General features: G+C 64.6%; 27 protein-coding genes, 1 tRNA gene and 1 pseudogene. 18 read left to right on the plus strand and 11 right to left on the minus strand.

The genetic code is table 11. From position 1 onward, the window contains the following. Nucleotides 1-5: 5 nt before the first annotated feature. Together CEQ44_RS10685 and CEQ44_RS10690 are read left to right on the plus strand one after the other, a co-directional pair. A complete protein-coding gene (locus tag CEQ44_RS10685; protein WP_088185419.1) occupies nt 6-950 on the plus strand; it encodes an acetyl-CoA carboxylase carboxyltransferase subunit alpha in 945 nt (314 codons plus the stop codon). Between the two features lie 236 nt (nt 951-1,186). Next, nucleotides 1,187-2,665 (plus strand): M48 family metalloprotease, encoded by a 1,479-nt coding sequence (locus tag CEQ44_RS10690; RefSeq protein WP_088185418.1) that lies wholly within the window; start codon nt 1,187-1,189, stop codon nt 2,663-2,665. A gap of 77 nt (nt 2,666-2,742) precedes the next feature. Here the strand turns inward: CEQ44_RS10690 and CEQ44_RS10695 are convergent, their stop codons facing one another. Together CEQ44_RS10695 and CEQ44_RS10700 are read right to left on the minus strand one after the other, a co-directional pair. Continuing rightward, nucleotides 2,743-2,904 (minus strand): Flp family type IVb pilin, encoded by a 162-nt coding sequence (locus CEQ44_RS10695; protein WP_056687935.1) that lies wholly within the window; start codon nt 2,902-2,904, stop codon nt 2,743-2,745. Nucleotides 2,905-3,043: 139 nt separating this feature from the next. Then, on the minus strand, nt 3,044-3,229 hold the full coding sequence (locus tag CEQ44_RS10700; RefSeq protein ID WP_088185417.1) for a Flp family type IVb pilin: 186 nt from the start codon (nt 3,227-3,229) through the stop codon (nt 3,044-3,046). Nucleotides 3,230-3,311: 82 nt separating this feature from the next. On the opposite strand from CEQ44_RS10700, the gene CEQ44_RS10705 reads away from it, so the two are divergent. Beyond that, nucleotides 3,312-3,719 (plus strand): (deoxy)nucleoside triphosphate pyrophosphohydrolase, encoded by a 408-nt coding sequence (locus CEQ44_RS10705; protein ID WP_088185416.1) that lies wholly within the window; start codon nt 3,312-3,314, stop codon nt 3,717-3,719. A gap of 75 nt (nt 3,720-3,794) precedes the next feature. On the opposite strand, the gene bfr is transcribed toward CEQ44_RS10705, so the two are convergent. From bfr to CEQ44_RS10720, 3 genes are all read right to left on the minus strand, one after another. Further along, nucleotides 3,795-4,274: a bacterioferritin gene (gene bfr, locus CEQ44_RS10710; RefSeq protein ID WP_088185415.1), complete on the minus strand. Its 480-nt coding sequence runs from the start codon at nt 4,272-4,274 to the stop codon at nt 3,795-3,797. 147 nt (nt 4,275-4,421) lie between these two features. Then, nucleotides 4,422-4,592: a bacterioferritin-associated ferredoxin gene (locus CEQ44_RS10715; RefSeq protein WP_066603762.1), complete on the minus strand. Its 171-nt coding sequence runs from the start codon at nt 4,590-4,592 to the stop codon at nt 4,422-4,424. Between the two features lie 61 nt (nt 4,593-4,653). Next, nucleotides 4,654-5,895 carry a DUF418 domain-containing protein gene (locus tag CEQ44_RS10720; RefSeq protein WP_088185414.1) on the minus strand — a complete coding sequence of 414 codons (1,242 nt, stop codon included), beginning with the start codon at nt 5,893-5,895 and terminating at the stop codon, nt 4,654-4,656. Between the two features lie 61 nt (nt 5,896-5,956). Between CEQ44_RS10720 and CEQ44_RS10725 the strand changes: the two genes are divergently transcribed. Next, nucleotides 5,957-6,745 carry a methyltransferase domain-containing protein gene (locus CEQ44_RS10725; protein WP_088185413.1) on the plus strand — a complete coding sequence of 263 codons (789 nt, stop codon included), beginning with the start codon at nt 5,957-5,959 and terminating at the stop codon, nt 6,743-6,745. Between the two features lie 147 nt (nt 6,746-6,892). After that, nucleotides 6,893-7,429, plus strand: a complete 537-nt coding sequence (locus CEQ44_RS10730) for a GNAT family N-acetyltransferase (protein WP_088185412.1) — start codon at nt 6,893-6,895, stop codon at nt 7,427-7,429. Nucleotides 7,430-7,568: 139 nt separating this feature from the next. Here the strand turns inward: CEQ44_RS10730 and purL are convergent, their stop codons facing one another. Beyond that, nucleotides 7,569-9,758, minus strand: coding sequence for a phosphoribosylformylglycinamidine synthase subunit PurL (gene purL / locus CEQ44_RS10735; RefSeq protein ID WP_088185411.1), 2,190 nt, complete (start codon nt 9,756-9,758; stop codon nt 7,569-7,571). A gap of 201 nt (nt 9,759-9,959) precedes the next feature. On the opposite strand from purL, the gene CEQ44_RS10740 reads away from it, so the two are divergent. Then, on the plus strand, nt 9,960-10,985 hold the full coding sequence (locus CEQ44_RS10740) for an IS110 family transposase (RefSeq protein WP_088201811.1): 1,026 nt from the start codon (nt 9,960-9,962) through the stop codon (nt 10,983-10,985). Between the two features lie 370 nt (nt 10,986-11,355). Beyond that, nucleotides 11,356-11,646 (plus strand): annotated as a pseudogene (locus tag CEQ44_RS10745) (GIY-YIG nuclease family protein). Between the two features lie 180 nt (nt 11,647-11,826). On the opposite strand, the gene CEQ44_RS10750 reads toward CEQ44_RS10745, so the two are convergent. Continuing rightward, nucleotides 11,827-12,207, minus strand: a complete 381-nt coding sequence (locus tag CEQ44_RS10750; RefSeq protein ID WP_088181736.1) for a hypothetical protein — start codon at nt 12,205-12,207, stop codon at nt 11,827-11,829. 202 nt (nt 12,208-12,409) lie between these two features. Here CEQ44_RS10750 and CEQ44_RS10755 point away from each other — a divergent pair, with 202 nt between their 5' ends. The 5 genes from CEQ44_RS10755 (at nt 12,410) to queA (ending at nt 16,080) form a co-directional block, all read left to right on the plus strand. Then, complete coding sequence (locus tag CEQ44_RS10755) at nt 12,410-12,664, plus strand: exodeoxyribonuclease VII small subunit (protein WP_088181864.1); 255 nt, start codon at nt 12,410-12,412, stop codon at nt 12,662-12,664. Nucleotides 12,665-12,669: 5 nt separating this feature from the next. Then, nucleotides 12,670-13,584: a polyprenyl synthetase family protein gene (locus CEQ44_RS10760; RefSeq protein WP_088181737.1), complete on the plus strand. Its 915-nt coding sequence runs from the start codon at nt 12,670-12,672 to the stop codon at nt 13,582-13,584. Nucleotides 13,585-13,588: 4 nt separating this feature from the next. After that, on the plus strand, nt 13,589-14,101 hold the full coding sequence (gene coaD, locus CEQ44_RS10765; protein WP_088181738.1) for a pantetheine-phosphate adenylyltransferase: 513 nt from the start codon (nt 13,589-13,591) through the stop codon (nt 14,099-14,101). Between the two features lie 161 nt (nt 14,102-14,262). After that, nucleotides 14,263-15,015, plus strand: coding sequence for a peptidylprolyl isomerase (locus CEQ44_RS10770; protein WP_088181739.1), 753 nt, complete (start codon nt 14,263-14,265; stop codon nt 15,013-15,015). Nucleotides 15,016-15,039: 24 nt separating this feature from the next. Then, on the plus strand, nt 15,040-16,080 hold the full coding sequence (gene queA / locus CEQ44_RS10775; RefSeq protein WP_088181740.1) for a tRNA preQ1(34) S-adenosylmethionine ribosyltransferase-isomerase QueA: 1,041 nt from the start codon (nt 15,040-15,042) through the stop codon (nt 16,078-16,080). On the opposite strand, the gene CEQ44_RS10780 is transcribed toward queA, so the two are convergent. Further along, nucleotides 16,077-16,259, minus strand: coding sequence for a hypothetical protein (locus CEQ44_RS10780; RefSeq protein ID WP_088181741.1), 183 nt, complete (start codon nt 16,257-16,259; stop codon nt 16,077-16,079). The two genes, queA and CEQ44_RS10780, sit on opposite strands and share 4 nt — an antisense overlap. 65 nt (nt 16,260-16,324) lie before the next feature. Beyond that, a complete protein-coding gene (locus tag CEQ44_RS10785; RefSeq protein WP_088181865.1) occupies nt 16,325-16,663 on the minus strand; it encodes a DMT family protein in 339 nt (112 codons plus the stop codon). A gap of 231 nt (nt 16,664-16,894) precedes the next feature. On the opposite strand from CEQ44_RS10785, the gene CEQ44_RS10790 reads away from it, so the two are divergent. The 3 genes from CEQ44_RS10790 (at nt 16,895) to CEQ44_RS10800 (ending at nt 18,551) form a co-directional block, all read left to right on the plus strand. Continuing rightward, nucleotides 16,895-16,970: transfer RNA gene (locus tag CEQ44_RS10790), tRNA-Ala, on the plus strand. Between the two features lie 66 nt (nt 16,971-17,036). After that, nucleotides 17,037-17,822, plus strand: a complete 786-nt coding sequence (locus CEQ44_RS10795) for an NUDIX domain-containing protein (RefSeq protein WP_088181742.1) — start codon at nt 17,037-17,039, stop codon at nt 17,820-17,822. A gap of 3 nt (nt 17,823-17,825) precedes the next feature. After that, on the plus strand, nt 17,826-18,551 hold the full coding sequence (locus CEQ44_RS10800; protein ID WP_088181743.1) for an extensin family protein: 726 nt from the start codon (nt 17,826-17,828) through the stop codon (nt 18,549-18,551). 4 nt (nt 18,552-18,555) lie between these two features. Here the strand turns inward: CEQ44_RS10800 and trpE are convergent, their stop codons facing one another. Then, nucleotides 18,556-20,079, minus strand: a complete 1,524-nt coding sequence (gene trpE, locus CEQ44_RS10805; protein WP_088181744.1) for an anthranilate synthase component I — start codon at nt 20,077-20,079, stop codon at nt 18,556-18,558. Nucleotide 20,080: 1 nt separating this feature from the next. Continuing rightward, the gene (locus tag CEQ44_RS10810; protein ID WP_088181745.1) at nt 20,081-22,030 is read right to left on the minus strand and encodes a SurA N-terminal domain-containing protein; all 1,950 of its coding nucleotides are present in this window, start codon (nt 22,028-22,030) and stop codon (nt 20,081-20,083) included. 199 nt (nt 22,031-22,229) lie between these two features. Between CEQ44_RS10810 and tpiA the strand changes: the two genes are divergently transcribed. The 3 genes from tpiA (at nt 22,230) to CEQ44_RS10825 (ending at nt 25,332) form a co-directional block, all read left to right on the plus strand. Next, nucleotides 22,230-22,991 (plus strand): triose-phosphate isomerase, encoded by a 762-nt coding sequence (tpiA, locus tag CEQ44_RS10815; RefSeq protein ID WP_088190045.1) that lies wholly within the window; start codon nt 22,230-22,232, stop codon nt 22,989-22,991. A 240-nt stretch (nt 22,992-23,231) separates the two neighbouring features. Further along, on the plus strand, nt 23,232-23,609 hold the full coding sequence (gene secG, locus CEQ44_RS10820) for a preprotein translocase subunit SecG (RefSeq protein ID WP_088190046.1): 378 nt from the start codon (nt 23,232-23,234) through the stop codon (nt 23,607-23,609). Between the two features lie 91 nt (nt 23,610-23,700). Beyond that, nucleotides 23,701-25,332, plus strand: coding sequence for a CTP synthase (locus CEQ44_RS10825; RefSeq protein WP_088181747.1), 1,632 nt, complete (start codon nt 23,701-23,703; stop codon nt 25,330-25,332). The last annotated feature ends 21 nt before the right edge of the window (nt 25,333-25,353 follow it).

The following is a 25,353-nucleotide window of genomic DNA, read 5'->3' on the forward strand; positions in this document are numbered from 1 at the left end:
GCGTCATGGTAAGTTTTCTGGAATTCGAAAAGCCGATCGCGGAACTGGAAGCGCGGATCGTCGATCTGCGCGCCACCGCCAGCGTGGGCGACATCAATATCGACGGCGAGATCGCGACGCTGGAAAGCCGCGCGGCCAAGCTGTTGTCGGACACCTATGCCAAGCTGACGCCGTGGCAGAAGACGCAGGTGGCGCGGCATGCCGAACGCCCGCACTTCAAGGATTATGTCGCGGGCATGTTCGACAATTTCATGCCGCTGGCCGGCGACCGCGCCTTTGCCGACGACCAGGCGATCATCGGCGGCTTTGCGACGCTGGGCGAGCGCAAGGTCATGGTGATCGGCCATGAAAAGGGCGACGATACCGCCAGCCGCGTGCGCCATAATTTCGGCATGGCCAAGCCCGAAGGCTATCGCAAGGCGATCCGCCTGATGGAATTGGCCGACCGGTTCGGCCTGCCGGTCGTGAGTTTGGTCGATACCTCGGGCGCCTTTCCGGGCGTGCAGGCGGAAGAACGCGGCCAGGCCGAAGCGATCGCGCGGTCGACCGAAGCCTGCCTGAAGCTGGGCGTGCCGATGGTCGCGGCCGTCGTGGGCGAGGGCGGCTCCGGCGGTGCGATTGCGCTGGCGGCGGCAAACCGCGTGCTGATGTTCGAACATGCGATCTATTCCGTGATTTCGCCCGAAGGCTGCGCGTCGATCCTGTGGCGCACCGCCGACAAGGCAAGCGATGCGGCGACGGCGATGCAGGTGACGGCGCAGCATCTGAAAGGCCTGGGCGTGATCGACCGGATCGTGCCGGAGCCGGTGGGCGGGGCGCATCGCGATCCGGTGACGGCGATCGCCAATCTGGGCGCGGCGATCGAGGCGGAGCTGGCCTCGCTCGACGGGTTGGGCGCGGACGCGCTGCGGACCGACCGGGCGGACAAGTTCCTGGCCATTGGTGCTTGATGAACTTAGCCGCATCCGTTCGTCCTGAGTAGCGATTGAGCTTGTCGAAATGGCGTATCGAAGGATCATATGTAGCGCTTGATGCTTCGATACGGGGCTTCGACTTCGCTCAACCCCTACTCAGCACGAACGGAATGAGCGAAGCTGGAATCACCTTCGTCTAAACCGCTCGCTTTTCCGGGAACGGCGCGTCATTTTCATCGTTACGTAGGGGTAATGGTGAGGGTGGAGAGAAGATGAACTGGAAGATGAAGCTGGGCTGTGCGAGCGGCTTGCTTGCGGTGGCGATCAGCGCGCCTGCGGTGATCGGACAGCAGCGGGCGATCCGCACCGTGTCGTCGATCAGCGCGCAGGACAAGGCGAGCGGCGCCAAGCAGCATCCTGAATTGCTCAAGGAATTTGGCGGTCCCTATGCTGGGCCGCAGGCCAAATATGTGGAGGGCGTTGGCCGTCGCATCGCGGTGCAATCCGGCCTGTCCAATGCGCAGGGCGATTTTACCGTCACCCTGCTCAATTCGCCGGTCAACAACGCCTTCGCCATCCCCGGCGGCTATGTCTATGTGACGCGCCAGTTGATGGCGCTGATGAACGACGAGGCCGAATTGGCCGGCGTGCTGGGCCATGAAGTCGGCCATGTCGCGGCCCAGCATGGCCAGCGCAGGCAGAAGGCGGCGACGCGCAATGCGATCGGCGGGGCGCTGCTTGGGGCGCTGGCCGGGGCGTTTCTGGGCGATTCGGGCTTGGCAGGGTTGGTCCAGAAGGGGATCGGCACGGGCAGTCAGTTGCTGACGCTTAAATTTTCCCGCACGCAGGAATATGAGGCCGACGATCTGGGCATCCGTTATTTGGCGAGCGGCGGTTATGATCCGCGCGCCTTGTCGGGGATGCTGGCGTCGCTGGCGGCGCAAAGCAATCTGGATGCGCGGTTGGCGGGCAGCGCACGGTCGATGCCCGAATGGGCGAGCACACACCCCGATCCCGGCGCGCGCGTGCAAAGGGCCGCCAATGCCGCCGCGGCAACGCGCGCCACCGGCGCGGCGCGCAACCGCGACGCCTTTTTGAATGCGCTGGACGGCGTGCTCTATGGTGACGATCCCAAACAGGGGGTGATCGACGGCAATCGCTTCCGGCACCCCGACCTGCGGCTGAGCTTTGCCGCGCCGAGCGGGTTCGGCATGGAAAATGGCGCGGACGCCGTATCGATCACCGGATCGGGCGGGCAGGCGCAGTTCGGCGCGGCGCCCTATTCGGGGAATCTGGCCGCCTATATCGATAGCGTGTTCGCAAAACTGGGCGGGAGTGACGGCGGCGCGCCCGCGGGCGGGGTGAGACGGACGACGGTCAATGGACTGCCGGCCGCCTATCGCACCGTGCGCGCGTCCAGCCAGTCAAGCGAAGTCGATGCGACCGTCTTCGCCTATGATTTCGGGGGCGGGAAAGCCTATCATTTCCTGCTGCTGACGCCAGCGGGGCAGGGGCTTGGGCCATTTGCCGCGATGGTGCAGTCGGTCCAGCGGCTGAGCGCGCAGGAAGCGGCGGCGATCAAGCCGCGCCGTGTCGATGTCGTCACCGTCAAGGCGGGCGACACTGTGCAAACCATGGCCAAGCGCATGGCCTATTCGGATTATCAGCTCGACCGGTTCCTGACCATGAACGCACTGAGCGCCAATGCGACGTTGCGGCCGGGACAGCGGGTAAAGATCGTCACCTGGTAACCCTCCCGTTTGGAGCGCAAATGAAAAGGGGCGGCGGAATTGCTTCCGCCGCCCCTTAATTCGACAAGCGTCTGGGCTTACTTCAGGTTGCCCGACACGTTGTTGAAGGTCGAACCCAGCTTGGTGCCCAGGCTGGTCATCGCGCCGATGGCGGCGACGGCGATCAGAGCGGCGATCAGACCGTATTCGATCGCGGTGGCACCCTTTTCGTTCTTCAACATCTTACGGATGAACTGCATGTGACGTCTCCTTGGACTAGATTTCAGCGTTTAACTACCCGGCCGCCCCGTATGAATATGTGTGGTCAGCAAGGAATGGATTAGACAAGTCCGGTTGAAAAACTCTTAATGCGATCCACCGGCTGTCAAATATTGATGGTTAATGTTTGGTGACTTCCGTCGCGACGTTATTCCACATACCCGTGGTTTTGTTTGCGACGTTATTGAGCGCAGCGATCATGGCGAGTACGATCATCGCGATAATGAGCCCATATTCGACGGCCGTAGCGCCGCGCTCGCACCGGATCAGCCTTAATCGGCCCAGGATTTCGACAAGCGCGCGCATAAAATCCCCGTTTCGCTACAGACAGTCCCCGATGAACCTGTAAAGCAGCCACGGTTAACAAATCCCTCCCGACTGGACCGATATGCCCTCTTTTCCTCCCCTGTTGGTCGTCGCCGTAGCGTTGATCGACGCCGACGGCCGCGTGCTGTTGCAGCAGCGCCCGCCGGGCAAGTCGATGGCGGGCCTGTGGGAATTTCCCGGCGGGAAGGTCGAGCCGGGCGAAACGCCCGAAGCGGCGCTGGTGCGCGAACTGGAGGAGGAGCTGGGGATCGAGACGCACCGCAGTTGCCTGGCGCCCGCGACTTTCGCGAGCGAAGCGCTGGGCGAGAAGCATCTGTTGATGCTGCTCTATGTCTGCCGCAAGTGGAAGGGCATGCCGGAGGCGCGCCATGCGACGGCGCTCAAATGGCTGAAACCGGCGCAGATGTATGCGCTGGATATGCCGCCCGCGGACCTGCCGCTGATCGGGCTGCTCGAAGCGCTGCTGTAAACAGAAAAGGGCGCCCCGTGCAGGACGCCCCTTCTCATGTAAGTGCCCCGGCATACGCCGGGGGACAGTTGGAAGTCAGTCCTCTTTCGCCTTGCTCTGCAGCTGGACATAATTTTGGATGCCCATGCGTTCGATCATTTCGAACTGGGTTTCCAGCGTATCGACATGCTCTTCCTCGCTTTCGAGGATATATTGGAACAGGTCGCGGCTGACGAAGTCGCGGATCGATTCGCAATAGGCGATCGCGTCGCGCAGCACCGGCAGCGCCTCATATTCCAGTTCGAGATCGGACTTGAGGATTTCCTCGACCGTCTCGCCGATCTTCAATCGGCCGAGCAGCTGGAAGTTGGGCAGGCCGTCGAGGAAGAGGATGCGCTCCGCCACCTTGTCGGCATGCTTCATCTCATCGATGGACTCTTCATATTCGAACTTGGCCAGCTTCTCGATGCCCCAGTGGTTGAGCATGCGATAATGGAGAAAATATTGGTTGATCGCGGTCAGCTCATTCTTGAGCACCTCGTTCAGATATTCGATGACCTTGGCGTCGCCTTTCATGGCGCTTTACTCCGATTAGGGGGACGCCGGACCTATATCGTTTCGGACGCGCGCTGTTAAGTGCAAAACCCTTGGAAATCCGGGCTTTTCTGCGGCGCTATTGCGTGGTGATCGCGACTGCCGACATGCGGCTGATTCGCATTCCTGTCAGGCAGAAGCGCGTTCCGCGGCGATGATGGTGCGGGCGAAGGAGACGCACTGGCCGCATTTGGGGCGGCGGCCATATTGGGCGTAGGCGCTGCACGGCGTGTCAGCGCCGTTACGCGCGGCTTCCCGCAAGTCCTTTTCACGAATCGCATTACAGACGCAGACGACCATCGAAGACACTCTCCTGTTGGAAGGAGAGATAGCGCGCCTGATAATGGGTCGCAATAGTAATCTAGTCGCTCTTGCGAATCTTTTGCGGCTGGCCGCGGATCAGGCTGCGCCACAGCCATTCGGCGGGGCCAAGGGCGAATCGGGCCGCATAGGGTTTCGACCAGGCGAGCATCAGTGTCCAGCCGCCCAGCACGAACAAGGGCAGCGCGGCCGGCGGCACCCGTGCGAAGAGGCCGAGCCCCCAGCCGTAGAAGAGCGCGGTCATGACGAGGCTGGTGGCGAGATAGTTGCTGAGCGCCAGTCGGCCGGCCGCTGCCAGACGATCGACCAGCCAATGGCCGGGATGGCGCGTGAGCAGCCACAGGATGAGCGCGGCCCAGCCGACCGTCAGCGGGATGCGGAAGGGCAGCGACCAGGCGAGCGCGACGCCATAAGCGGGAAGGGGCGCAAAGCCGCTCCACGCCACCCACAGCGCCAGCGCGGCCATGGGCGGCAGGCCGATGAGGAAGCAATGGCGCGCGGTCTGGCGATATTGCGCCGCGTGCCAGCGGCCGGTGAGGAAACCGCCCTTGAGCATCGCCATCCCCAGCAGCATGAAACCCATGGTTTCGAAGGCGGTGAACAGGAAGCCCCAGAGCCAGTCGTCCGGCAGACCGGCCAGCTTGTCTTGGAAGATGCCTATGAAGCCGCCGCGATAGGTGGTGATTTCCGCCGCTGTGCCGGGGCTGGCGGGATCGGCCAGGGCAGTCATGAAGGTGGCGTAACCCGTGCGCAAGGCAGCGTCGGCGCCGGGGGCAGCGGCGGCGTGGTTCCAGGCGTACAGGCTGGCGATGAAGCTGGCGACCAGCAGGAACTGGAGCAGGAAGAAAAGCAGGGCGCGCTTGACGAGGGCGAAGGGTTCCAGGCCCACGAACAGCAGCGCGAACAGGCTGACCAGCGCATAGACGCGCAATATGTCGCCCCACCAGAGCAGGAAGAAATGCGCGCAGCCCAAGACGAACAGCCAGCCCGCCCGGATCATCTGCGCTCGGCGGCCGTCGCGCCCGGCCATCTCCTCCCGGTCGATCAGCAGCAGCATCGACGCGCCGAACAGCAGGGCGAACAGGCCGCGCATCTTGCCATCCACCAGGATCAGGCTGACCGCCCAGGCGGCGATGTCCGCGACCGACGGCGGTCCTGCCACCGCCGGATTGAAATAGGCGTTTTGCGGCAGGGCGAAGGCAGTGATGTTCATCCACAATATGCCCAGCACGGCGCAACCGCGCAGCACGTCCATGGCAGGATTGCGGGCAGAGGCGGTCATGGGGCGGCGGTTCCTGCAAAGGGGCTGGTCATAAAGCGAAGGCTCTGCCATCCGCCTAGCCATGATTGACCGCTCCAGGCAATGGCGCAAGCAACGAATAAGCGACGCCTTCGGCGCGGCGGCGGCGCATTATGACGATCATGCCGGGCCGCAGCGGCTGGCGGCGCGCCTGGTTGCGGACCTGGCCCAGCGCCAGAAGCCCGACGGGGTTACGCGCATATTGGAGATTGGCTGCGGCACTGGATTTCTGACGCGCGACATCCAGGCGCGATGGCCCTCCGCGGAACTGGTGGCCACCGATATCTCGCCCGCTATGCTGGAGCAGGCGGCGTCGCACGGGCTGGTCGCGGGCCGGTTCATGACCATGGACGGCGAAGCGCCGTGCTTCCAGGGGCCATGGTTCGACCTGATCCTGTCCAGCCTGGCCTTCCAGTGGTTTGACGATCTGGGCGGCGCGATCGCGCGGCTGGCCGGGCTGTTGCGGCCGGGGGGCAGCCTGATCGTCTCGACCATGGGGCAGGGCAGTTTTGCCCGCTGGCGCGCGGCGCACGCGGCGTGCGGGCTAGTGGCGGGGGTGCCGGACTATCCGTCGCTGGGCGATCTGCGCGGGCTGATCGCGGGGTATGAGGACGCCTTCGCCTTTGACGAGGACTATGCGCTGGAGTGCGGCGACGCGCGCGGGTTGATCGCGCATGTGAAAGGCATCGGCGCGGTGGTGCCGAACGAAGGGCGCAAACCGTTAAGCCCGGTCGATCTGCGGCGGGTGATGGCGGCGTTCGATGCGGATGGCGGCGACGATGGCTATCAGGTCTTGTTCGCGCGGGTCACACGGCCGGCGTTAAGACCTTAACTTCGCATAGTTCCCGTTGATTTTGACATGATGTTGCGTTCTGCTGATCCTATCGGAAAGGCGTAGCGCCAATATAGCATCGTCATGGCGTGTAGGACAGCGCAGGCGATGGTTGCGTGGCCAGTCCATGCCTGCCAATCCTGTCTCATGCATTCCACGCCCTTTGCCATTCGCAACGCACTGCCCGCCGATGTCGTCGCGCTGTCCGCGCTCAAGCTGGCGGCCTTTCGGGAGACATTTATCGACGGGTTCGCCATTCCCTATCCGCCCGCCGATCTCGCGCTGTTCGAGGCGGACAGTTATGGCGTGGCGACAGTGGCGCGGGAACTGGCCGATCCAAGCCACGCGACCTGGGTGGCGCAAGCGGCGGACGGGCGGTTGTTGGCTTATGCGCATGTCGGGCCATGCAAGTTGCCGCACCCCGACGCGTCGGCGGACCAGGGGGAGTTGTATCAGCTTTATGCGTTGCGGGCGGCGCAGGGCATGGGCGTGGGGCGGGCGTTGATGGACGTGGCGCTGGACTGGCTGGCGGTGAACAGGCCGGGGCCGGTGTGGCTGGGCGTATGGTCGGGTAATGCGCGCGCGCAGGCGGTCTATGCCAAGCGCGGGTTCGTGAAGGTCGGGGATTATGGTTTTCCGGTCGGGGCCTGGACGGATCGGGAGTATATTTTCCGGCGGGGGTAGGGGAGGCAGCATTTTCCGACCGCCGATCCGTCAGGAAGATGCCTTCATTCCGATCCGTTCGCTTCGGGCAATGTGGAGAAACGCGCACGCAGCGCTATCGGCGTCTCGACTTTGCTCGAAGCGAACGGGGTGTATAATTCTAGAGTTCGCTGTCCATCAGGGCCGGGAAGAAGCCTTCATGGGCGGCGCGCAGGGTGCCGAGAGGGACACCGACAACGCTATCGCCGCCGGTCATGCCGATCTTTAACGCGCCGGGGATGTCGACACCCGCTGCGGCGGTGACGACGTAGCGGCCCTGATCTTCGCCAAAGGCGGCAGCGGTAGTCAGCGCGATGTCGAGCGTCGCGCCGATCTTGCCGGCCAGCGCCATTTCCGCGATCGTGACGAGCAGCCCGCCATCGCCGATGTCGTGCACGGCATTGACGGTGCCGTTGGCGACCAGCGCGCGCACGGTGTCGGCGCGGGCGCGTTCGGCGGCCAGATCGACCTTGGGCGCGTCGCCCGCTTCGCGGCCGGCGATTTCGCGCAGCCAAATCGACTGGCCCAGATGCGCGCCTTCGCCGCCGATCAGCCAGATGGCGTCGCCTTCATTCTTGAACGCCACGGTCGCCATTATATCGACGTCGGCGAGCAGGCCGATGCCGCCGATCGCCGGGGTCGGCAGGATCGCCGAGCCGCCGCCGGTGGCCTTGCTTTCATTATAGAGCGAGACGTTGCCGCTCACGATCGGGAAGTCGAGCGCGCGGCAGGCGTCGCCCATGCCCTCCAGGCAGCCGGTCAGCTGCGCCATGATTTCAGGGCGCTGCGGGTTGGCGAAGTTGAGGCAGTTGGTGACCGCCAGCGGGGTCGCGCCGACGGCGGACAGGTTGCGATAACATTCGGCGATCGCCTGCTTGCCGCCTTCATAAGGGTCGGCATAGCAATAGCGCGGGGTGCAATCGGTGCTGATCGCGATGCCCTTGTTCGATCCGTGGACGCGCACGACCGCGGCGTCGCCGCCGGGGCGCTGCACCGTGTCGGCACCGACCATATGGTCATATTGTTCCCAGATCCAGCGGCGGCTGGCGATGTCGGGTGATCCCATCAGTTTGACGAGGTCCGCGCCGATGTCGGTGCTTTCCGCGATGTCGCCGAGCGGTTCGACCTGCGACCAGATTTTATAGTCGTCCTTCGGCATGGAGGGACGATCGTAAAGTGGCGCGTCGTCGGCCAGCGGGGCGAGCGGGATGTCGCACACCGTATCGCCCTTGTGGATCAGCACCATGCGGCCGGTGTCGGTGACATGGCCGATGACCGCGAAGTCGAGTTCCCACTTCTTGAAGATAGCTTCGGCGAAATCTTCGCGGCCGGGCTTCAAGACCATCAACATGCGCTCCTGCGATTCGGAGAGCATCATTTCATAGGTGGTCATGCCCGTTTCGCGCTGCGGGACGTCGTCCATGTTGAGCTGGATGCCGACGCCGCCCTTCGACGCCATTTCGACGCTGGAGGAGGTCAGGCCGGCCGCGCCCATATCCTGGATCGCGACGATCGCGTCGGACGCCATGAGTTCCAGGCAGGCTTCGATCAGCAGCTTTTCGGTGAAGGGGTCGCCGACCTGCACGGTGGGGCGCTTGGCGTCGGCGTCGTCGCCGAAGTCCGCGCTCGCCATAGTCGCGCCATGGATGCCGTCGCGGCCGGTCTTGGATCCGACATAGACGATGCTGTTCCCCACGCCTGACGCGGCGCTGTAGAAAATCTTGTCGGTGTCGGCGACGCCCACGGTCATCGCATTGACCAGGATATTGCCGTCATAGGCCGGGTGGAAATTCACCTCTCCACCGACAGTCGGGACGCCGACGCAATTGCCATAGCCGCCGATGCCGCGCACCACGCCGCTGATGAGGTGGCGCATCTTGGGATGGTCGGGCCGGCCGAAGCGCAGCGCGTTCATGTTCGCGATCGGGCGCGCGCCCATGGTGAAGACGTCGCGCAGGATGCCGCCAACGCCCGTCGCGGCGCCCTGATAGGGTTCGATATAGCTGGGGTGGTTGTGGCTCTCCATCTTGAAGATCGCCGCCTGCCCATCACCAATGTCGACCACGCCGGCGTTTTCGCCGGGGCCGCAAATGACCTGCGGGCCGGTGGTCGGCAGCTTCATCAGATGGATCTTGGAGCTTTTGTAGCTGCAATGTTCCGACCACATGACCGAGAATATGCCGAGTTCCGTAAGGTTCGGTTCGCGGCCGAGGGCGCTCAGGACGCGGTCATATTCTTCCGGGCTGAGGCCATGTTCGGCGACGACTTCCGGGGTGATAGCCTGGGCTACTTGGGGGGCGGTGCTGGACATGTGCGCGCCTTTAGCGGGGGCGTGGGCGGAGAGCAATGGCGGCGTGCGCGTGCTTTGGTCACGAAGGGGTGATTGGGCGGCAGATGCGAGGTTAGAGCTGGCTTGTATCTGCACAGCGATGATGGGTGATGGGGTGGACGCCCCCCGACGGTATCGATGTGCCAAAGTGGAGGTGTTGAACACCACTTGAGGGAGGCGTCCATGTCAGAAGTTAGCATAATCAGGTTGGATATCGCCAAGCATGTTTTTCATGCGCACGGTGTAGATGTGTCGGGCCATGTGCTTCTTCGCAAGAAGATCAGCCGAGCGAAGCTGTTGCCGTTTTTCGCAGCACAGCCGCGTTGCCAGGTAGTTCTGGAAGCATGCGGCGGCGCGCATCACTGGGCGCGCGAGTTGCTCAAGCTGGGCCATGATGTGCGGTTGATTGCGCCGGCCTATGTGAAGCCGTTCGTGAAGCGTCAGAAGAACGATGCGGCCGATGCCGAGGCGATCTGCGAGGCGGCCCAGCGACCAAGCATGCGGTTCGTGCCGGTGAAGACAGAGGAGCAGCAGGCGGCGGCAATGGTGTTCCGGGGCCGTGACCTGTTGGTGCGGCAGCGGACCCAGATCAGCAATGCCCTGCGCGGCCATATGACCGAGTATGGCTGGATCGCGCCCAAGGGGCTGGCCCATCTGGAAAAGCTTGCCGCGCTGCTCGCCGATCCATTGGCTGTTCCCCAGGGCGTGCGATCGGTCTGCATGCTTCTGCTCGACAGCCTGGCGATGCTCGACCGGCAGATCGCCGCACTCGACAAGGAGATTGTGCGCCGTTCGCGCGAAGATGCTCTCGCACGCCGGCTCATGACGATCCCGGGCATCGGTCCGATCACGGCAACTGCCATCCTGGCGCTTGCGCCGCCGTCGGGCACCTTCGCCAAGGGACGTGACTTTGCCGCATGGGTCGGCCTCACGCCGCGGCAGCACTCGACGGGCGGCAAGCAGAAGCTGGGTTCGATCTCAAAGATGGGCGAGCGAACGCTCAGGCGGTTGCTGATCATCGGCAGCAGCGCCGTGGTGTTGCAGGCGAGCAAGCGGGGCGCGCCCAAGGGATCATGGCTGGAGCAGATGATGGCGCGCAAGCCACGCATGCTCGTAACAGTGGCGCTCGCTAACAAGACAGCGCGCATCGTCTGGGCGCTCATGATGAAGAATGAGGATTACACTGCTCCGGTCGCAGCGGCGGCGTAAGCCAAAGCGGACCAGAGGTCGTCGGGGCGTAAGTCGGTCGAAGGAGGGTATGGCACAACAGTCGGCGAGACGGGGTCGGAAGAACCAGGGCTAACCACCGTGCTTCATCAGCACGCTTAGGGTGATGTGGTTCCGATCCGCGAACTCCCATACGGGCCCGCAGCCTTCATCGCTGCATCAGAGGCCGGACAGATGGCAGCATCCGACTACGCGCCAAATACTCCAAATTACCGCTTGCGTCGCGCGGGGCGTCCACAGATGGGTAGCGGACTGTCGGGTTCACGAGTGCAGGTGCCGTAAAGCGGACATAAAATTCACCGTCACCCCAGCGAAGGCTGGGGTCTCAGGCGGCGACGCGCTACGGTAGGACATGGCGCGAGGCGGCTACACCTACATCATGACCAACAAGCCGAGGGGCATTCTCTATATCGGCGGCACAGCCAACATCGCAGCGCGCGCAGAACAACATCGCAATGGCACCGGCTCTACCTTTTGCAAGAAATACGGACTGACGCGCCTTGTTCTGGTCGAACCACATGATGACATCACGCTCGCTATCACCCGAGAGAAGGCGCTCAAAGTGTGAATGGGGGAATGGAAAATCCGGCTTGTCGAAGAGAGGAATCCAGGTTGGCGTGATATTTCAGACGTTATCTCGTGACCGCCTGAGACCCCAGCCTTCGCTGGGGTGACGATGAGGGAAACAGCCGCTTCCGGACAACGGCACACCATGTTTTGAAGGCAAAAAATGGTCGTTAGCGGCCACCTGCTTCAAAAAGAAAAAGGCCGGACCTTTAGGGGAGGTCCGGCCTGGTAGAGACAGAAAAAGCGCGTGCCCGTTTCAGACGTGGCAGGCCTGCGCGCCCTTGCCGGGTACGGTGATGGTCACGTCGTCGCCCGAACCGCTGACTTCGTAGCCTTCGGCGGTGAAGGGCTGGCCGACTTCGGCGGCCTTGAGCGAGGTGGCGGTGCCGCCCTTCTCGGTGCGCAGCAGGGCGGTCTTGTCGTCGCTCATAAAGTCGACGAAGATCAGGCTGTTGTCCTTGCAGCGGAACTGCTTGTTCGCCTTGACAGACGGCGGCAGCTCGACCGGCGCGGCGTTGGCCAGTTCGGCGGCCATCGGGTCGGCCGGGCCGCCCACGACTTCAGGCTCTTTGTTATTGTTGCAGGCCGACAGCAAGGCAACGCTGGCGACGGCGATCAGGGGGAGGTAATGTTTCATAGCGATCCTTTTATGTGCGTGTGCAACATGGTGCGTCAACGCAAATTCATGGCTTTCCCGCCATGCCCCCTGAAATGACGTCATGACCCTATTATGACGGAGGCGATATGAATGCCGCATTGCAGTGCGATATCGGCGCGGATCGGCCATTCGTGGCGACGCGGGCTTGACCGGAGCGGTGGCGGCCGCCAATGCAAGGGGCATGGCTGAGGAACTTTCCACCCCCGATACCGCAACCCTGTCTTTCGAGGATGCGTTGCGCGCGCTCGAAATGATCGTCCGACGACTGGAAAGCGGCGACGTGCCGCTGGACGAGTCGATCTCGCTCTATGCGCAGGGCGAAGAGCTGCGCAAGCGGTGCGCCGAGCGGTTGCAGGCGGCCGAAGCGCGGATCGCCAAGCTGACGGTCGATGCCAACGGCGCTGTGACCGGCAGCCAGCTCTTTGGCGCGGACTGAACGGCATGGACGGGGGAGGGGGCGCTTCCGCAGCATCGCTGGTCACCAGCCGTGCGGCCGGCGTGGCGCAGGACATTGACGCGGCGTTCCACCGGCTGCTGGCGGTGCCGGATGACGCCCGCGCGCGGCTGTATGAAGCGATGCGCCATGCCGCGATCGGCGGCGGCAAGCGGCTGCGCCCGCTGCTGGTGCAGGCGGCGTGCGACCTGTTCAACATCTCCCGCGACTCGGCGCTGCGCGTCGGCCTCGCGGTCGAATGTATCCATGTCTATTCGCTGATCCACGACGACCTGCCGGCGATGGATGACGACGACATGCGCCGCGGCAAGCCGACCGTGCACAAGGCCTATGACGAGGCGGCCGCGATCCTGGCGGGCGATTGCCTGCACGACCTGGCGTTCGAGATATTGGCCGATGAGGAGACGCATCCCGATCCGTTCGTGCGGATCGACCTGGTGCGGGCATTGGCGGCGTCCAGCGGCCCGGCCGGCATGGCGGGCGGGCAGATGATGGACCTGGAGGCGGAAAAGACCCGCTTCGACCTTGCCACCGTGACGCGGCTGCAGAATCTCAAGACCGGGGCGCTGATCGAATTTTGCGTGGAGGCCGCCGCGATCATGGCGCGGCTGCCGCATGAGGGGCGCATCGGCCTGCGCGGCTACGCCCGCGACATCGGCCTCGCCTTCCAGATCGCCGACGACCTGCTGGACGTGGAGGGCGACGCGGCGCTGGCGGGCAAGGCGCTGGGCAAGGATGCGGCGGCGGGCAAGGAGACGTTCGTGTCGCTGCTGGGCGTCGATCGCGCGCGCGAACAGGCGCACATGCTGGTCGATCAGGCCAAGGCGCATCTGCGTGGGGCTGGCGCGGAGGCCGACCTGCTGCGTGCCATTGCCGACTATATCGTGGAAAGGGATCGCTAACGTCATGAGCAAGCAGCGTATCGGCGTCTATCCGGGCACGTTCGACCCGATCACGCTCGGCCATATGGACATCATCCGGCGCGGCGCGAAGCTGGTCGACAAGCTGGTGATCGGCGTGACCACCAACATCGCCAAGTCGCCCATGTTCTCCGACGAGGAGCGGCTGGAGATGGTGCGGCGCGAATGTGCGGGGATCGACACCGACATCGTCGTCACCGGCTTCAATTCGCTGCTGATGGATTTTGCCGAATCGCAGAACGCCAGCATGATCGTCCGGGGGCTGCGCGCGGTCGCCGACTTCGAATATGAATATCAGATGGCGGGCATGAACCAGCAGATCAACGGCCGGATCGAAACCGTCTTCCTGATGGCGGACGTGTCGCTGCAGCCGATCGCATCGCGCCTGGTCAAGGAAATCGCGCTCTATGGCGGGCCGATCCATAAATTCGTCAGCCCGGCGGTGCGTGACGAAGTGGCCGCGCGGGTCGAAAAGATCGGGCGCAAGGGCGGGATTTAAGGCTTTTGTTGGTAGGCCGCACCGGCTGCCAAAATGTGCTCTTTCGCGCATTTTGAATATGACTCTCGCGGTTTCAGCCTGCGTTCAGTTGCCAATCGCGATCAGCGCGCTATCAGGGCGGCTTGCCCCGTCGGCCTAAGAGATCAAGGAAGTCCTACCCCATGCGTTTCACCTGCGCGCTCAAGACCGTTGCGATCGGCGTCGCCCTTACCGCGTCCGGCCTGGCCTATGCCCAGGGTGGCGGCGGCGGCGGTGGCGAGGATGTGAAGAAGGCGGAAGCCGCCGCGCGGGCGCAGGATAACGCCAAGTCGCTGGGCACCGACCTGACGCCGAAACTGCCGCCCGCCACGGTGCCGGCCGATCCGCAGAATATCTGGGATCTGGACCTGTCGAGCGGCGGTCGCGTGCGCATCCAGCTGCGCCCCGACATCGCGCCCGGCCATGTCGAGCGGATCAAGGAATTGACGCGTCAGGGCTTTTACAACGGCCTCAAATTCCACCGCGTTATTCCTGGCTTCATGGCGCAGGGCGGCGACCCCAAGGGTGACGGGACGGGTGGTTCGACGCTGCCGGACCTGAAGGCCGAGTTCAACCCGATGCCGCATTTGCGCGGCACCGTGTCCATGGCCCGCGCCCAAGGTGAGGACAGCGCCAACAGCCAGTTCTTCATCGTGCTGCTGCCGCGGATGCAGCTCGACAAGAAATATACCGTTTTCGGCCGCGTGATCGAGGGCATTCAATATGTCGACGCGATCGCGCAGGGCGAACCGCCAGCCAACCCCACCGTGATCCTGCAGGCGTCGATCGAGAGCGACGGCAAGCCGCCCGTCACGGCCGCCCCGCCGCCGCCCGCGCCCCCCCTGTCGATCATCGACACGCCCGCGGCGAAAAAGCCTGCGCCCAAAAAGAAATAAGCCGGTTCGTCCGGCGACTTTGCCATGCGTGTAGATCTGTTCGATTTCGACCTGCCGCCGGAGAATATCGCGCTGCGGCCTGCGTCGCCGCGCGATAGCGCCCGCATGTTGCTGGTGCCCGGCGATGGCGCGATGGAAGATCATATCGTGCGCGACCTGCCCGGCCTGCTGCGCGCGGGCGACGTGCTCGTGTTCAACGATACTAAGGTCATCCCGGCCCAGTTGGAAGGGATGCGTGGCGAGGCGCGGATCGGGGCGACGCTGCACAAAAGACAGGGGCTGCGCCAATGGCAGGCCTTCCTGCGCAACGCCAAGCGGGTGCGGGCGGGCGACCGGATCGATTTCGGCGCGGGCGTGACGGCGATTGCCGGCGCGCGCGACGAGGATGGCGGGGTGACGCTGGATTTCGAGGGCGACGAGCCGGTGGAGCTGCTGCTGGAACGGGCGGGGCGGATGCCGCTGCCGCCCTATATCGCCAGCAAGCGCCCGACCGATGAGCGTGATCGCAGCGATTATCAGACCATGTTCGCGCGCGAGGATGGCGCGGTCGCCGCGCCCACCGCCGCGCTGCATTTTACGCCGGACCTGATGGCGGCGCTACGCGCTGCGGGTGTCGCGACCGAAACACTGACGCTGCATGTGGGGGCCGGCACGTTCCTGCCGGTGAAGGCGGACGATACCGACGACCATCGGATGCACGCCGAGTGGGGGCGGGTCGACGGGGCGACGGCGGATCGGCTGAACGCGGCACGGGCCGCTGGCGGGCGGCTGATCGCGGTTGGAACGACGTCTCTACGTTTGCTGGAAAGCGCCGTCGGCGAGGATGGGGTAATCCGACCCTTCGCCGACGAAACCCGCATCTTCATTACGCCGGGCTATAGTTTCAAGGCGGTCGACGGGCTGATGACCAATTTTCACCTGCCCAAATCGACGCTGTTCATGCTGGTGTCGGCGCTGATGGGGACGGAGCGGATGCAAGCCGTTTACGATCATGCGATCGAGACGGGCTACCGCTTCTATTCCTATGGGGATAGCTCGCTGCTGTTGCCGCAGCGCAGCGTTTAGGCGCGCCGACGGCGGACCAGATTGACCACGCCATAGCCAATTGCGGCCAGTACGCCGAGTTTGCCGACGGTCTTGACCGCGCCCGACGCCATATAGCCCAGAACGGCACCCTTGACGCCACTGTCGCCGTCCTTGCGATCGATCGCTGCGCCAATCGCCGTGCCGATAAGATTCTTCATGGTGGCTCCTTGCAATGATGTCGCTGTTTAGCGCGCAGGCGCGAATGAAGTTCCCAGCTTCTACGTCAATTCCGCCCCACAAACAGGAACGCCACCGCGCCCATGATGCAGGCGAAGGCGGCGAAATGGCGCCAGTGTAGTGGTTCGCCCAGCACCGTCACCATGAAGCCGCCGAAGATGACGAGGGCGATCGCTTCCTGCGCGACCTTGAGCTGGCCCGCGCTCCAGCCGTTGGCGAAGCCGATGCGGTTGGCGGGCACGGCCAGGCAATATTCGAAGAAGGCGATGCCCCAACTGATCATGATCACCAGCAGGATCGGCTTGTCCATCCCGCCCTTGAGATGCCAGTACCAGGCCACGGTCATGAACAGGTTGGAGACGATCAGCAGCAGGATAGTGGGCATGGCGGCCTCGATCAGGATGGAGCCGGAGCCTTGGCATTGTCCATAGGGTCGGCGCAAGCGGGCATCGTTCCGGGCGTTACGCAGGGGTAATGTCTCGCCTGTCAGGCGCTCCGTCGCGCCTGAATGCCGCGCTTTTCCAGCGGCTTGATCCAGATAGGCCGCGCTTGCGACTTTTTGTGCAAAAGACGGTTGCATGGGCCAAATCGCTCGCTTATAGGCAGCGCTCCTTCGGGGGCCTTAGCTCAGCTGGGAGAGCGCGTCGTTCGCAATGACGAGGTCAGCGGTTCGATCCCGCTAGGCTCCACCAACCCCTTCCCAGGGTTGAACCGCAAGGACTTTACCGCTGACGCATGACGTGCGTAGAGCAGTATCCATGACAATTGAAACAGATGCCGGTGAAACGGATATAAGCCGGCCGGCGGCCACGGTCGTTATCGTGCGCGATCGGCAGGATGGCCCGCCAGATTTGCTGATGGTGGAGCGCGCATCGACCATGGCCTTTGCCGCGGGCGCGCTGGTGTTTCCCGGCGGCGCGGTAGATGAGGGCGATCATGCGCTGGCGCACGCACTCGACCATGGGCTGGAGCCGGACGAGGCGGCCGGGCGGATCGCCGCGATTCGCGAAACGATCGAGGAAAGCGGGCTGGGGATCGGCCTGACCGGCGCGGTGGACGCCGCCGCGGTGCTGCGGCTGCGCGACGGGCTGCATGACGGGCGGACGATGGGGGCCATGCTGGAGCGGCTGGGGCTGGGCGTTGCGCTGGATGCGCTGACGCCCTTCGCCCGCTGGCACCCCGCGCCTTTCGAGCGGGCACGGCGGGTGTTCGACACGCGATTCTATCTGGCGCGCGCGCCGCAAGGACAGGTGGCGAGCGTCGACACGACCGAGAATGTGCGCCTGTTCTGGAGCAGCGCGGCGGATATATTGGTGAAGGCGGATGCGGGCGAGGTGCAGGTAATTTTCCCCACGCGCCGCACGCTGGAGCGGTTGGCGCTCCATGCGAATCATGCGGCGCTGATCGCCGATGCCCTGGCCTATCCGGTGGAGAAGGTGCGACCGTGGCGGGAGGAGCGCGACGGGGAAACCCATCTCTGCATTCCGGATCATCTGGGTTATCCCGTCACGTCGGAACCGATGCGGCAGGTCCGGCGTGTTTAAGGGATGCGACGACTTCATCTGACCCTGCGCCGACTGCTCTGGCTGGCTGCCTCGCTGGCCGTGATCCTGCTGGCTTATGCCTGGTTGCGGCAAAGGCCGCAGGATCTGCCCTGGACTGACCTGGACCTGGCGCAGCCGATCGGCCTGTTCACCGGGCGCAAGCTGGCGGCGCTGACCGGCGATGCGGCGCAATGCCGGGCGCTGCTCGACCAAGCCGGGGTGGACCATGTCGCGGTGGAGCCGGGCGGGGCGGACCAGTGCCGCTATGCCGACGCGGTGCGGTTGCGGGCCGACAAGGATGCGATCGCGCTGGCGCCGGCGGCGGTCGCGCCATCCTGCCCGGTGGTGGCCGCGCTCAAGCTGTGGGAATGGCAGGTGGTGCAACCGGCGGCGCAGCGCATTTACGGCGCGCCGGTGCGCAGCATCCGCCATTTCGGCAGCTATAGTTGTCGGCGCATCTATGGCCGAAGCCAGGGCGATTATAGCGAGCATGCCACCGCCGATGCGATCGACGTGGCGGCCTTCGTATTGAAGGACGGGCGGCAGGTCAGCGTGCTGAACGACTGGAAGGGCACGGGGAAAGACGCCGAGTTTCTACGCGCGGTGCGGGATGGGGCGTGCGGGCTGTTTTCGACCGTGCTGTCACCCGACTATAATGCCGCGCATCACGACCATTTCCATCTGGATCAGGCGGAGCGCGGCGCGATGGGCGGGCGAGCGTGTCGCTGACCTTTTACTGCCCGAAACCGGATTCCCGCGCCAGCGTCACCGCTTCGCGCGCGGCGGCCAGCAGCGCGCCGCTTTTGGCTTCACATTCGCGCTGTTCATATTCGGCGGTCGAATCGGCGACGATGCCCGCGCCCGCCTGGACATGCATGACGCCGTCCTTGAGCACCGCAGTGCGCAGCACGATACAACTGTCCATATTGCCGTCCGGCCCGAAATAGCCAACGCCGCCGGCATAGGCGCCGCGCGTTTCCGGCTCCAGTTCGGCGATGATCTCGCAGGCGCGGACCTTGGGCGCGCCCGATACGGTGCCCGCCGGGAAGCCCGCGAACAGGGCGTCGATCGCGTCCTTGTCCGGGGACAGGTGGCCCACGACGTTGGACACGATGTGCATCACATGGCTGTAAAATTCGACGGTGTAGCTGTCGGTTACGGTGACGCTGCCGGCGGTCGCCACGCGGCCGACATCGTTGCGGCCCAGGTCCAGCAGCATCAGATGTTCGGCCCGCTCCTTGGGGTCGGCGAGCAGGCTTTCGCGATTGGCGGCGTCCTCCACGGCGTTCTTGCCGCGCGGGCGGGTGCCGGCGATCGGGCGGATCGTGACTTCGCCGTCGCGCGCGCGGACCAGGATTTCCGGGCTGGAGCCGATCAGCGCAAAGCCTGGCAGGTCGAGATAATAGAGGAAGGGTGACGGATTGATTCGCCGCAGCGCGCGATAAAGGGCGATCGGCGGCAGGGTGAAGGGACTGGTGAAACGCTGCGCCAGCACCACCTGGAAGATATCGCCCGCGACGATATAGTCCTTCGCCTTGTCGACCATCTGCGCATAGCGGCCCGGCTCCAGCACCGGCGTCACCGCGACATCGGCGATTTCCGCCGGTGCGGGCACGGCGGGCAGGGGCGCGGCGAGGCGGGCGGCGGTGGCGTCGATCCGCTCCAACGCCGCTTCGATCGCTGCATCGGCATCGGCAAAGCTGCCCTTCCACACCGGCGCGACCAGATAGAGCGCGTCGGCCAGGCGATCGAACACGAGAATCACGGTCGGCCGCACGAACAGCATGTCGGGCACGCCGATCGGGTTGGCGGCGGGGCGGGGCAGTTTTTCGACCAGCCCGACCGTCTCATAGCCGAAATAGCCGACGAGGCAGGCGAGCGCGGCGGGCAGGGCCGGGTCCATCGCGGCGCGACATTCGGCCACCAGCGCCCGCAGCGCGTCTAGCGAACCGGCGCTTTCCGGGACGAAGGCATCGCGATCTGTCGCCCATTGGCGGTTGATCTCGGCCGCCTGGCCGTTGGCGCGAAAGACGAGGTCGGGGGCCAGGCCGATTAGGCTGTGGCGGCCGCGCACCGCGCCGCCCTCCACCGATTCGAGCAGATAATCGCCGCGATCGGGTTCGAACAGCTTGAGCGCGGCGGAGATCGGCGTGTCGGTGTCGGCGATCTGCCGCCGCCATACGAGCGCCGATTCGCCGCGCAGCAGCGCCGCGCGCGCCGTTGCGACGCCGTCTGCCGCCCCGCCGATCGCCGTCATCTTACTGTTCGCCGCTGTTGGTGGCGGCCAGTGCGCTGCGGACCTGCTCCACCGCCTTGGCGTTGCGGGTGACGCCCAGTTCCTTTTCGATCGCGCGTTCGAACTGCTGGCCATATTCCTGGCCAACCACGTCGGCCAGCTGGGTGCGCACCTGGTTCAGCAAGGCGGGCTGGTCCTTGGCGTCGCCGCGATCGATCGCGTTGAGCTGGACGACGAAATAGCCGCGGTCCTGGCCGATCGGCAGCGTCTTGACCGTGTTCGCCGCCATCGAAAAGAGGATCGCGACTTCGGCCGGGGGCCGCTGTTCGCCCCGCATGATGTCGGCACGGCGGCCGCCCAGCGTCTGCGGCGAAGGCAGCTTGACGCCGGCCTGGGCGATGGCGTCGGCCAGCTTTGCGCCCTTGGCGACCTTCGCCTGGATCTGCTCGGCCAGCGCTTTTGCCTTCAGATTGCCGGCGTTCAGCTTATACTGGGCCAACACCAGCTGCTTGACTTCGGCCAGCGGCGGCGGCGCGGCGGCGACGATGTCGCCGGGCGCGGCCAGCGCATAGCGCTTGTCGGGGGTGATCGGGATCAGTTGCGCGTCATCGTCCGCGCTCATCGCGAAAACGGGCGCGAGCAGCGGCTGGAGGTCGGCCGGGGCGGCATAGGCCTGGTCCTTCACCTGCTTGCCGGTGGCGAGCAGAGGCGGGCTGGTTTCCAGCTTGAGGCCATTATCCTTGACCACTTCGTCGAAGCTGTCGCCATTGCCGATCGCGTCCTCGATCTTGCCGGTGAAGTCGGACAATAGCTGCTTTTCCTTCTGCGCGCGCAGCGTCGTGACGATCTCGCCTCGCACTGCCTCGAGCGGACGGGCGGGGGTTTCCTTCGTCGCGGTGACGCGCAGCAGCAGCCAGCCGAGCGGTCCGCGCACCGGCCCGATCAGCTCGCCCTGCTTGCCGGCGAACACGGTATCGGCGACGGCCTTGCCCGCCGTCGCGGTCAGCGCTTCGCGGCTCTGGTCCGCCAGCGTCGCGACGGCCAGGCCCGCGCCTTGGGCGGCGGCGGCGAGCGTCTTGCCGCCCTTCACCTGATCGGCGATCGCCTTGGCGCCCGCCTCTGTCGGCAGCACCAGTTGTTCGACGGTGCGGCTTTGCTTCGCGGCATAGGCGGCCTTGTTCTGATTGTAGCTGGCGCTGATTTCCGCTTCGGTCGGCTGGGCCGCCTGGGCGAAACGCTCTGCATCGATCACGGCGTAGCGGATGCGCCGCTGTTCGGGGATGGTGAAGCGGCTGGCGTTCTTCTTGTAATAGTCGGCCAGTTGCGCGTCGGTCGGGTTCTTGTCGTCGAGGAAGGCGACCGCCGGGATCGCCGCGACCGTGCCCTGGCGCGCTTCGAGCAGCAGCGAGGCATAGGGCAGCACCATGCTGTCGCTCAGCTTGACGCCCAGGCCCACTGGCGCAAGCAACTGGCGCTGGAGGATTTCGCGGCTGATGTCATCGCGCAGCGCCTGTTCGGTCAGCCGTTCGCGCACCAGCAGGGCGCGGAAATTGTCATTGCTGAAATTGCCGGCCGCGTCCTGGAAGGCGGGGATTTGTGCGATCTGCGCATCGACCAACCGCTTGGAGATATGCACGCCCTGATCGTCGGCGAAGGCCTTGAGCGTCAGGGACGCCACGAGCTGGTCGAACACTTGGCGCGCGCCGCCCTGCGCAAAGAAATCGCCGATCTGGAGGCCGGGATTGGTGCGGCGCGCATTTTCGAACACGCGCTGAACCCGGTCCTGCAACTCCGTTTCGGTGAGCTTATAGCCCTTCGCCTTGGCCGCGGTGCCGCCGCCGCCCAGTGCGCTGCCGTAATTGCCGCTGGTGACGTCGCCCAGGATAAAAGCCGCAGCGATCACCCCCAGGAAGAGGATGGCGAAAAGCGCGCCGAATTTGGATCGGATGAAGCTGCGAAAGACAGAAAGCATGGGTGTTCCAGAACTCCGGGCGTTATGGCGGCCCGCTTTAAGCGCGGAAGCGCGCGGCGGCAAGGCTTGGACTGGACAAATGCGCGAGCGCCGTTCATCGCCTTTTGCAGCATCCGGTTCTTTCGGGGAGACGCAAGGGTAAAGCCCAGCGGCGAAGGGGGCGGGGCGACGTGCAGCAATAACAAAAGGGAATATATTGATGGGCAGGCGCAAGCTGGTTGTCGGCAATTGGAAGATGAACGGGATGCGCGCGCATCTCGACGAGGTGGAGGCGATCGGCAAGCTGGCCGCCGCATATCCGGCGGTCGAGGTCGGTTTGTGCCTGCCCGCGACGCTCATCATGGCGGGGTCCGAACGGCGCGGCGCTGCGTTCATCGGCGCGCAAAATTGCCATATGGACATGAGTGGCGCCTATACCGGGTCGCTGTCGGCCGAAATGCTGGCCGAAGCCGGGGCGAGCTGGGTCATCACCGGCCATAGCGAGCGGCGCGAGGCGCGCGGTGAAACCAATGCGGATATCGCGGCCAAGTCGATCGCGGCGAAGGCGGCGGGCCTCAATGTCATATTGTGCGTCGGCGAGAGCCTGGACGTGCGGGACGCGGGTGATGCCGAAGCGGTGGTATCGGCGCAATTGCTGGCATCCTTGCCCGACGGCGCGTCGGCCGACTGGCTGGCGGTCGCCTATGAACCCATATGGGCGATCGGCACCGGGCGCATCCCGACCATGGAGGCGGTGGCGTCCATGCACGCTGCGCTGCGCACTGCGCTGGCCAGCCGCATCGGGGCAGAGGCCGACAAGGTGCGAATCTTGTATGGCGGGTCGATGAATGGCGCCAATGCGGCGGAATTGCTGGTAATCGCTGATGTAGACGGCGGCCTGATCGGCGGGGCGAGCCTGACCGCCGCGAAATTCGCGCCGATCATAGAGGCGGCCGACGCCAAGGTGGCGGCGGCGGCTTGAGAGAATGAACCATGCCCCGTTCGCTTCGAGCCCTTCGCCTGCCTGCTTGCAGCAGGCGCTCAGGATGAACTTCACCGCCCATGGCGGTGAAGTCGAGAAGCGGCGAGCGCTGTGCCGGCGTTTCTCGACTTCGCTCGAAACGAACGGATGTGGGTTGGAGTAGGGACCGCAACGGTTGCCCCCAACGCGCATCGTCGCTATGTGCGCGCCAACACATCCTAAAGTACCGGACCCCGTCGCATGTTCACCTTCCTTCTCGTCGTGCAGGCCATCATCGCAGCCCTGCTGGTCGCCGTCATCCTGATGCAGAAGTCGGAAGGCGGCGGTCTTGGCGTGGGCGGCAGCCCGGCGGGCCTGATGTCGGCGCGCGGCGCGGCGGATTTCCTGACCCGGTCGACCACGGTGCTGGCGACGATCTTCGTCACCTTGTCGATCGTGATGGCGGTGATCGCGTCGGTGCGGCATGCGCCCAGCGACATCGACACGTCGCTGGTGCGCCAAGCCCCGGCCACGCAGAACGCTCCGGCGCCGACCGGTAACGCCGATCCGCTGGGGGGCGTCGCCAGCAATGCGGCATCAGCGCCTGCGTCCAACGGCGCGGTTCCGCTCGCCAACTAAACAGCTCACCGAATCTTTCGATCTTTTTTTAAGCGTGCGTGGATTCGCGCGCTTGCCCTTTGCTGTCCTGAAAGGCTAACCCACTCCTCCCATGACGCGGTATATTTTCATCACCGGCGGCGTGGTCTCCTCGCTTGGCAAGGGCCTCATGGCCGCTTCGCTCGCAGCATTGCTGCAGGCACGAGGTTTCCGTGTGCGTATTCGGAAATTCGACCCCTATCTCAACGTCGATCCGGGCACGATGTCGCCCTATCAGCATGGCGAAGTCTATGTCACCGACGACGGGGCCGAAACCGACCTGGACCTGGGCCATTATGAGCGCTTTACCGGCGTTTCCGCGCGCCAGAGCGACAATGTGACGCAGGGCCGCGTCTATCAGACGATCATCCAGCGCGAGCGGCGCGGCGATTATCTGGGCGCGACGGTGCAGGTCATCCCGCACGTCACCGACGAGATCAAAGCGTTCGCGCTGGCCGACACCGACGATATAGACTTCGTGCTGTGCGAGATTGGCGGCACGGTCGGCGACATCGAATCGCTGCCTTTCATGGAAGCGATTCGCCAGCTGCATAACGACCTGGATCGCGGCCAGTCGATCTTCGTCCATGTGACGTTGGTGCCGTACATTGCGGCGGCGGGCGAATTGAAGACCAAGCCGACGCAGCATAGCGTGCGCGAACTGACGTCGCTGGGCATCCAGCCCGACATCCTTCTGTGCCGGTGCGAACACCCCCTGCCCGACGGCGAACGGCGCAAGATCGCTTTGTTCTGCAACGTCCGGCCCGAAGCGGTGATTCCGGCGCTCGATGCCAGCAGCATCTACGCCGTGCCCCAGCAATATCATGCCGAGGGGCTCGACCGCGAAGTGCTGCGCGCCTTCGGTCTGCCCGACGAGACCGCGCCGGCGCTGGACCGCTGGACCGACATCATGGACCGGCAGCAGAACCCCGAAGGCGAGGTGACGATCGGCGTGGTCGGCAAATATGTCGGCCTGCTCGACGCGTATAAATCGCTCTACGAAGCGCTGACCCATGGCGGCTTCGCCAACCGGGTCAAGGTGAAGATCAAATGGATCGACGCTGAATTGTTCGAGAAGGGCGATGATATCATCGCCAGCCTGGAGCCGATGCACGGCATATTGGTGCCCGGCGGCTTTGGCGTGCGCGGGTCCGAAGGCAAGATCGCCAGCGTCAAATTTGCGCGCGAACGTAATGTGCCCTTCTTCGGCATATGCCTTGGCATGCAGATGGCCTGTATCGAAGGGGCGCGGAACACGGCGGGCATCGCTGAGGCCTCCACCACGGAATTTGGCGAGACGTCCGAGCCGGTCGTTGGCCTCATCACCGAATGGATGAGCACGGAAGGCCTGCAAAAGCGGACCGCCGAGACCGACCTGGGCGGCACGATGCGGCTGGGCGCTTATCCGGCCAAGCTCACCGGCAACAGCGTCGTCGCGGGCATTTACGGCACCAACGATATCAGCGAACGGCACCGCCATCGCTATGAAGTCAATGCCGGCTATCGCGATCGCCTTGAACAGGGCGGGCTGATCTTTTCCGGCATGTCGCCGGACGGCACGCTGCCCGAAATCGTCGAGCGGCCCGACCATCCCTGGTTCGTGGGCGTGCAGTTCCACCCGGAATTGAAGTCCAAGCCGTTCGACCCGCATCCGCTCTTCGCCAGCTTCATCGCAGCGGCGGTCAAGCAAAGCCGGTTGGTGTAAACAAAAACGGGGCCGGATGGC

Source organism: Sphingobium sp. Z007 (assembly GCF_900013425.1).
GTDB lineage: Bacteria > Pseudomonadota > Alphaproteobacteria > Sphingomonadales > Sphingomonadaceae > Sphingobium.

Excerpts from the sequence above, each read along its gene's own strand:
- CEQ44_RS10700 (WP_088185417.1), bottom strand. The coding sequence starts at position 3,229 with ATGCGCGCGCTTGTCGAAATCCTGGGCCGATTAAGGCTGATCCGGTGC.
- CEQ44_RS10780 (WP_088181741.1), bottom strand. The coding sequence starts at position 16,259 with ATGAAGAATCTTATCGGCACGGCGATTGGCGCAGCGATCGATCGCAAG.
- CEQ44_RS10755 (WP_088181864.1), top strand. The coding sequence starts at position 12,410 with ATGGCTGAGGAACTTTCCACCCCCGATACCGCAACCCTGTCTTTCGAG.
- CEQ44_RS10810 (WP_088181745.1), bottom strand. The coding sequence starts at position 22,030 with ATGCTTTCTGTCTTTCGCAGCTTCATCCGATCCAAATTCGGCGCGCTT.
- CEQ44_RS10800 (WP_088181743.1), top strand. The coding sequence starts at position 17,826 with ATGCGACGACTTCATCTGACCCTGCGCCGACTGCTCTGGCTGGCTGCC.
- CEQ44_RS10690 (WP_088185418.1), top strand. The coding sequence starts at position 1,187 with ATGAACTGGAAGATGAAGCTGGGCTGTGCGAGCGGCTTGCTTGCGGTG.
- CEQ44_RS10715 (WP_066603762.1), bottom strand. The coding sequence starts at position 4,592 with ATGGTCGTCTGCGTCTGTAATGCGATTCGTGAAAAGGACTTGCGGGAA.
- bfr (WP_088185415.1), bottom strand. The coding sequence starts at position 4,274 with ATGAAAGGCGACGCCAAGGTCATCGAATATCTGAACGAGGTGCTCAAG.
- queA (WP_088181740.1), top strand. The coding sequence starts at position 15,040 with ATGCGTGTAGATCTGTTCGATTTCGACCTGCCGCCGGAGAATATCGCG.
- CEQ44_RS10770 (WP_088181739.1), top strand. The coding sequence starts at position 14,263 with ATGCGTTTCACCTGCGCGCTCAAGACCGTTGCGATCGGCGTCGCCCTT.
- CEQ44_RS10795 (WP_088181742.1), top strand. The coding sequence starts at position 17,037 with ATGACAATTGAAACAGATGCCGGTGAAACGGATATAAGCCGGCCGGCG.
- purL (WP_088185411.1), bottom strand. The coding sequence starts at position 9,758 with ATGTCCAGCACCGCCCCCCAAGTAGCCCAGGCTATCACCCCGGAAGTC.
- CEQ44_RS10825 (WP_088181747.1), top strand. The coding sequence starts at position 23,701 with ATGACGCGGTATATTTTCATCACCGGCGGCGTGGTCTCCTCGCTTGGC.
- CEQ44_RS10760 (WP_088181737.1), top strand. The coding sequence starts at position 12,670 with ATGGACGGGGGAGGGGGCGCTTCCGCAGCATCGCTGGTCACCAGCCGT.
- CEQ44_RS10695 (WP_056687935.1), bottom strand. The coding sequence starts at position 2,904 with ATGCAGTTCATCCGTAAGATGTTGAAGAACGAAAAGGGTGCCACCGCG.
- CEQ44_RS10685 (WP_088185419.1), top strand. The coding sequence starts at position 6 with ATGGTAAGTTTTCTGGAATTCGAAAAGCCGATCGCGGAACTGGAAGCG.
- CEQ44_RS10740 (WP_088201811.1), top strand. The coding sequence starts at position 9,960 with ATGTCAGAAGTTAGCATAATCAGGTTGGATATCGCCAAGCATGTTTTT.
- CEQ44_RS10705 (WP_088185416.1), top strand. The coding sequence starts at position 3,312 with ATGCCCTCTTTTCCTCCCCTGTTGGTCGTCGCCGTAGCGTTGATCGAC.
- coaD (WP_088181738.1), top strand. The coding sequence starts at position 13,589 with ATGAGCAAGCAGCGTATCGGCGTCTATCCGGGCACGTTCGACCCGATC.
- CEQ44_RS10750 (WP_088181736.1), bottom strand. The coding sequence starts at position 12,207 with ATGAAACATTACCTCCCCCTGATCGCCGTCGCCAGCGTTGCCTTGCTG.
- CEQ44_RS10720 (WP_088185414.1), bottom strand. The coding sequence starts at position 5,895 with ATGACCGCCTCTGCCCGCAATCCTGCCATGGACGTGCTGCGCGGTTGC.
- secG (WP_088190046.1), top strand. The coding sequence starts at position 23,232 with ATGTTCACCTTCCTTCTCGTCGTGCAGGCCATCATCGCAGCCCTGCTG.
- tpiA (WP_088190045.1), top strand. The coding sequence starts at position 22,230 with ATGGGCAGGCGCAAGCTGGTTGTCGGCAATTGGAAGATGAACGGGATG.
- CEQ44_RS10785 (WP_088181865.1), bottom strand. The coding sequence starts at position 16,663 with ATGCCCACTATCCTGCTGCTGATCGTCTCCAACCTGTTCATGACCGTG.
- CEQ44_RS10730 (WP_088185412.1), top strand. The coding sequence starts at position 6,893 with ATGCATTCCACGCCCTTTGCCATTCGCAACGCACTGCCCGCCGATGTC.
- trpE (WP_088181744.1), bottom strand. The coding sequence starts at position 20,079 with ATGACGGCGATCGGCGGGGCGGCAGACGGCGTCGCAACGGCGCGCGCG.
- CEQ44_RS10725 (WP_088185413.1), top strand. The coding sequence starts at position 5,957 with ATGATTGACCGCTCCAGGCAATGGCGCAAGCAACGAATAAGCGACGCC.